Genomic DNA, 5,590 nt, shown 5'->3' with positions numbered 1-5,590 from the left:
CTCGCGGGCAGCCTGTTCGAGAACGGACTCAAGGACGCCGGCTTCAAGGGCGAGGTGCAGTACGCGGGTGCCTCGTCCCCGGTCAAGGACCAGCAGGACCAGATCTCCGCGATGGTCACCAACGGCGCCAAGGTCGTCATCATCGGCGCAGCCGACGGCGGTCAGCTCGGCACCCAGGTCAAGGCCGCCCATGACGCGGGCGCGATCGTGATCGCGTACGACCGGCTCATCCTGAACACCAAGGACGTCGACTACTACGTCGCGTACGACAACGAGAAGGTCGGCGAGCTCCAGGGCCAGGCCCTGCTGGACGGGATGAAGGCGAAGAAGGCGACCGGCCCGTACAACATTGAGCTGTTCTCGGGCTCCTCGGACGACGCCAACTCCAAGGTGTTCTTCGGCGGCGCGATGAAGATCCTGCAGCCGAAGATCGATGACGGCACCCTCGTCGTCGGTTCGGGACAGGTGGACATCAAGCAGACGGCGACCGCCGGCTGGAAGGCTGAGAACGCGCAGAGCCGCATGGACACGATCCTGACCAGCAAGTACGGCAACAGGACGCTCGACGGCGTGCTGTCCCCGAACGACACCCTGGCGCGGGCGATCATCACCTCGGTGAAGGCCGCCGGAAATCCGATCCCGATCGTCACCGGTCAGGACTCGGAGCCCCAGTCGGTCAAGTCGATCATGGCGGGCGAGCAGTACTCCACGATCAACAAGGACACCCGCAACCTGGTCAAGCAGGCCATCAAGATGGTCACGGACCTGCAGAAGGGCGACAAGCCCGAGGTCAACGACACCAAATCGTACGACAACGGCGTCAAGGTCGTTCCCTCGTTCCTGCTGCCCCCGCTGATCGTCACCAAGGCCAACGCGGCCGAGGCGTACGCCAACGACCCGACTCTCGCGCCGCTGACGAAGTAGTCACAGCTCGAGCTCACGCGCAGGGCCGGCCTCCACAAATCGTGGGGACCGGCCCTGTCGGCGTGCTGGTGCCTGCGAGCGCGCGTGGGACGAGGGTGCCCAGCGGGGGGAACCGACGATAACGTGGTGATATGTCTGCCACCGATCTTCCCCCGACCGGCGCCGCCCACCCGAGCGTGCAGGCGCCCCGCACCGACGACGGAGTCCGTCCCCGCAAGGTTCCGCGCGTCGTGATCCTCGGCGGCGGGACCGTCGGGGTCTACACCGCTCGCCGGCTGCGCAAGCGCCTCGGCAAGCGGGAGGCCGCGATCGTCGTCGTCGACCCTCGGCCGTACATGACGTACGCGCCGTTCCTCCCCGAGGCGGCCGCCGGGTCGATCGACCCGCGCTACGTCGTCGCGCCGCACCACACCGCGCTCAAGGGGATCGACACGCTGCACGGCAAGGTCACCGGGATCCGGCACGCGGACCGCAAGGTCCAGATCACCCCGACCCAGGGCGAGCCGTACGACATCGCGTACGACCACCTCGTCCTGGGGCTCGGATCGATCGCCCGCACGCTGCCCATCCCCGGCCTCGCGGAGTTCGGCATCGGCTTCAAGAACATCGAAGAGGCCATCGCCATCCGCAACCACGTGCTCGGGCGGATCGACACCGCGAGCTCGACCTGGGACGCCGAGCTGCGGCGCAAGATGCTCACGTTCGTGTTCGTCGGCGGCGGTTTCGCGGGGATCGAGGCGCTCGCCGAGGTCGAGGACATGGCGCGCACCGCGGCCGGCTACTACGACTCGGTCGACAACGCCGAGATCCGCTTCGTGCTCGTGGAGGGTTCCCGGCGGATCCTGCCGGAGGTGAGCGAGGAGCTCGGCGGCTACACCCTCGAGCAGCTGAGCAAGCGCAGCATCGAGATCCACCTGTCGACCTTCCTCAACTCCTGCACGGACGGCCATGTCGTGCTGTCCAACGGTCTCGAGTTCGAGTGCGAGACCCTGGTCTGGACCGCCGGCGTCACGCCCAACCCGGTGCTGCGCAGCTCGGACCTGCCGCTGGACAAGCTCGGCCGGGTGATCTGCCTGCCGACCCTGCAGGTCGCCACCGCCGACGGCGAGGTCGTGCCCGACGTCTGGGCCGCGGGGGACTGCGCGGCGGTGCCGGACCTGTACAACCCCGGCGAGTACTGCCCGCCGAACGCCCAGCACGCCCTGCGTGAGGGCAACCACCTCGGGGACAACCTCGCCAGGATCTTGCGCAGCGCGCAGCCGACGGAGTACCAGCACAAGAACGTCGGGGCGGTCGCGTCCCTCGGCCTGTACAAGGGCGTCGCGCAGATGTTCGGCGCGATCAAGGTGCGCGGCTTCCTCGCCTGGGTGCTGCACCGCACGTACCACGTCTTCGCGATGCCGACCCTGAACCGCAAGGTGCGCATCATGGTCGGCTGGACCGGTGCGCTGCTGTTCCGCCGCGAGGTCGTCGCGCTCGGCGCGCTGCACGACCCGCGCGCCGAGTTCCGCGCCGCGTCGATGCCGCTGCCCAAGCTGCCGGCGCCCGAGCCTGCCGACGTCGGCGGTCCCGCGGGCACACCCCCGACGACCGACTGACCCACCACCCGCTCGACCCGCCTCCCGCTAGACCCGCCTCCCGCTCGCGGCACGTGCACCCCGCCCGCGAAGCCCCGCCACATGCGCAACGTCCGAGCGTTGACGTCCTATAGGACGTCAACGCTCGGACGTTGCGGGTCGGGGCCTGGCCGACGGCGCCGCGCGCGCTGGCAGGATGGGGGCGCGCCCCCGTAGCCCAATTGGCAGAGGCAACCGGCTTAAACCCGGTCCAGTACGGGTTCAAGTCCCGTCGGGGGCACTCAGCGCGCCATCGCTCTCGGACGCTCTCGGAGCTCGGAGTCCGTCGATCGACGAGGTTGACCGTGAAAGCCGCACCTTCGGAGGAGACCGCGCCTTCCGCGAGGACTGCACCAACGGCGAGGACTGCGCCTTCGGCGAGGACTGTGCCTTCGGTGAAGTCCGTACCGTCGACGAGAATCGCACAGTCGGCGCCCGCCGCCATCGTCTTCGACTGCGACGGGCTCCTCGTGGACACCGAGACGTGCTGGACGCGCGCCGAGTCGGCGGTGTTCGCCGAGCACGGCTTCTCGTTCGGGCTCGAGCAGAAGGCCTTGCTGATCGGACGGACGATCGAGGCTTCGAGCGATGCCATGGCCGACTACTTCGGCCGCCGTGGTGAAGGTGCCGCGGTCGCGGCTGATCTGCTCGCGCGGGTCGGCGTCGAACTCGAGCTCGGCGCGAACCCGCTCCCGGGTGCGGTCGAGCTGGTGCGCGCGTGCGCCGAGCGGGTGCCGGTGGCGGTCGCCAGCAACAGCCCGCGCTTCCTGCTCGACGTCGCGCTCCAGGGTTCGGGCCTCGCCGAGCTGCTCCCAATCTCGCTCGCGGCCGACGAGGTCGAGCGGCCGAAGCCAGATCCCGAGCTCTACCTTGCGGCGTGCGCCCTGCTGGGGGCGGCTCCGGAGCTGTCCGTGGCGTTCGAAGACTCGGGGACCGGTGCCGCGGCGGCCCGCGCCGCCGGCCTCTTCGTGATCACCGTGCCGTCCCTGCCCGGCAGTCGGATCGACCACGACTGGCAGCTTTCGTCGCTGGCAGATCCCGCGCTGCTCAGGTGGGTCGCGTCGCTGACTCCTGTCAAAGGTGCGATCCGAGCCCGCTGAGCGATCCGAGTCCGCTGAGCGATCCGAGCCCGCTCAGCTGCCTGTGCCCGTTGAGCAGCGGGTGCCCGCCGGTCATCGGGGTGTCGCCCTATTCTTCCGGAAGGCGGCGCGGGCCGGTCGCGGGTGCCGTCGGCGACGAGGCCAGCCGGTCGGCGAGGAACTCCTCCCAGGTCGTGCGGCCGACGGCGCGGTCGGGCGTCAGGTTAGAGCCGTTGCGGATCGCGGCCGCGGCCCCGCCCGGCATCCGCACCCGCACGATCGGCCGGCGCTTTCCGGTCGCCTGCAGGTAGCTGCGGATCAGGTCGGTCAACGGGTAGATCCGGGGACCTCCCAGGTCGGGCACCAGCCCGGCCGGTCGGCCGAGGGCGAGTTCGACGAGGCGGGCCGCGACCTCGTCGGCGTCGATCGGTTGGAACCGGAAGCCGGCCGGCGCCGGGATCACGGGCCGCTTCGCCATTGCCCGCGCCACGATCAGGATCAGCTCGTGGAACTGGGTGGCGCGCAGGGTCGTGAACGGCAGGCCGGAGCCGGCCACGACCAGTTCGGCCGCCCGCTTGGACGCGAAGTACCCGAACATCGCGCGGTCGATCCTGCCGACCACCGGGACGCGGTCGGCTCCCACGACCGAGATGTAGACCAGGTGCGGTGAGCTCGCCTTCGAGGCAGCACGCACCAGGTGGCGGGCCTTGTCGTCGTCACCCTTCGGGCCGCCCGCGCAGTGCACGATGACGTCGACCCCGTCGACAGCAGCGTCGATCCCCTCGCCGGTGGTCAGGTCGCCGTTGACGAGTTCAACGCCGGCCGGTGCGACCCGCGCGCTCCGACTGAGCACGCGAACGTCGCGGCCCGCGTCCCGCAGCCGCGCCACGACGAGACGCCCGAGCGTGCCCGTGCCGCCGGTGACCAGGATGGGTGAGGTCATGTCTCCTCCTCGCCGGACCAGCCTCCGGGACCGGAGGTTAGGGTTCACTAATCCTAGGTTAGTGTTTACTAACACCGCAAGGAGGAACCAGTGACTTCGACCCGCGACGCGATCCTCGACGGCGCGCTGCACGTGCTGCGGACGCAAGGGCTGGCTCGCGCGACCACCAAGGAGATCGCCAGGGCGGCCGGCTACTCCGAGCCCATGCTGTACAAGCTGTTCGGCGACAAGACGGGTCTCTTGCTGTGCGTGCTCGCCGAGCGGCTACCGAGGGTCTCAGTGGTCACCGGCGGTGTCTCGAGCCTCGTCGGAACGGGCTCGCTCGCCGGCAATCTCCGGCGGATCGTGGTCGAGGCGACGGGTTTCTACCGGGCAGTCCTGCCCATCGGGATGTCGATCTTCTCCGATGGCGACCTCCTCGCCCGGCACCGGGATGCCGTCCGCATGCGCGGCACCGGCCCTGACATCGTCCGCGACGGGGTCAGGACCTACCTGGCCGCCGAGCAGGAGGCCGGACGGATCGGTACTGCCGCCCCCATCGACGCGGTCGCGATGGCGCTCGTCGGCGCCGCGATGCACCAGGCGTTCCTGTGGTGCTTCGATGGCGATGCTGTCGACCCGGCGACCCAGGACGAAGCGAGCGTCGACCTGTTCGCTGCCGGGGTCGTGGCCGCCGTCCTGCCGGGTCTGACCCCGTAGCCAGATGATGGGATGCGCGCGAGTCGGTCGATGGGTGGGCGCGGTCGTTCGAGTCGTGAGGTAGGTCCCGATGGTGGGACCGGGTCTTCTTCTGGCTCGGCGGAACTTCTCATGGCGTTCAGTTCCGCAGAATGAGACTGCCGTGGCGGTCGGTGAATGCCCAGCCGCCGCCGCGTTTCCAGACGATCTCGATGCCGTTGTTGTGGACATAGGTATGGTGGTGGAAGCAGAGCAGGATTCCGGTGGCGACGTCGGTGTCGCCGTGGTCTCTGGCCCAATGAACGCAATGGTGACATTCGCACAGCCGAGCCGGCGCGTCGCAGGACGGG

Annotated in this window: 5 protein-coding genes, 1 tRNA gene and 1 pseudogene; 5 read left to right on the top strand and 2 right to left on the bottom strand. The window is 69.5% G+C overall.

From position 1 onward, the window contains the following. From VIM26_RS03490 to VIM26_RS03475, 4 genes are all read left to right on the top strand, one after another. Positions 1–924 (top strand): sugar-binding protein (locus VIM26_RS03490; protein ID WP_331948943.1); only part of this gene is annotated, 924 nt, incomplete at its 5' end. A 131-nt stretch (positions 925–1,055) separates the two neighbouring features. Beyond that, the gene (locus VIM26_RS03485) at positions 1,056–2,522 is read left to right on the top strand and encodes an NAD(P)/FAD-dependent oxidoreductase (RefSeq protein ID WP_331948942.1); all 1,467 of its coding nucleotides are present in this window, start codon (positions 1,056–1,058) and stop codon (positions 2,520–2,522) included. 185 nt (positions 2,523–2,707) lie between these two features. After that, a tRNA-Leu gene (locus tag VIM26_RS03480) sits at positions 2,708–2,781 on the top strand. 154 nt (positions 2,782–2,935) lie between these two features. Then, on the top strand, positions 2,936–3,640 hold the full coding sequence (locus VIM26_RS03475; RefSeq protein WP_331948941.1) for an HAD family phosphatase: 705 nt from the start codon (positions 2,936–2,938) through the stop codon (positions 3,638–3,640). 88 nt (positions 3,641–3,728) lie between these two features. On the opposite strand, the gene VIM26_RS03470 is transcribed toward VIM26_RS03475, so the two are convergent. Beyond that, positions 3,729–4,562 (bottom strand): SDR family oxidoreductase, encoded by an 834-nt coding sequence (locus tag VIM26_RS03470; protein ID WP_331948939.1) that lies wholly within the window; start codon positions 4,560–4,562, stop codon positions 3,729–3,731. 90 nt (positions 4,563–4,652) lie between these two features. Between VIM26_RS03470 and VIM26_RS03465 the strand changes: the two genes are divergently transcribed. Then, entirely contained in the window at positions 4,653–5,261 is a 609-nt protein-coding gene (locus tag VIM26_RS03465) for a TetR/AcrR family transcriptional regulator (RefSeq protein WP_331948938.1), read from the top strand. Between the two features lie 118 nt (positions 5,262–5,379). Here VIM26_RS03465 and VIM26_RS03460 read toward each other — a convergent pair. Further along, positions 5,380–5,590 (bottom strand): annotated as a pseudogene (locus VIM26_RS03460) (hypothetical protein); the annotation flags it as partial.

This window comes from Pengzhenrongella sp. (assembly GCF_036565025.1).
Lineage (GTDB): Bacteria > Actinomycetota > Actinomycetes > Actinomycetales > Cellulomonadaceae > Pengzhenrongella.
The sequence above is the reverse complement of the archived record's forward strand: the minus strand, read 5'-3'. Positions and strand labels throughout refer to the sequence as shown.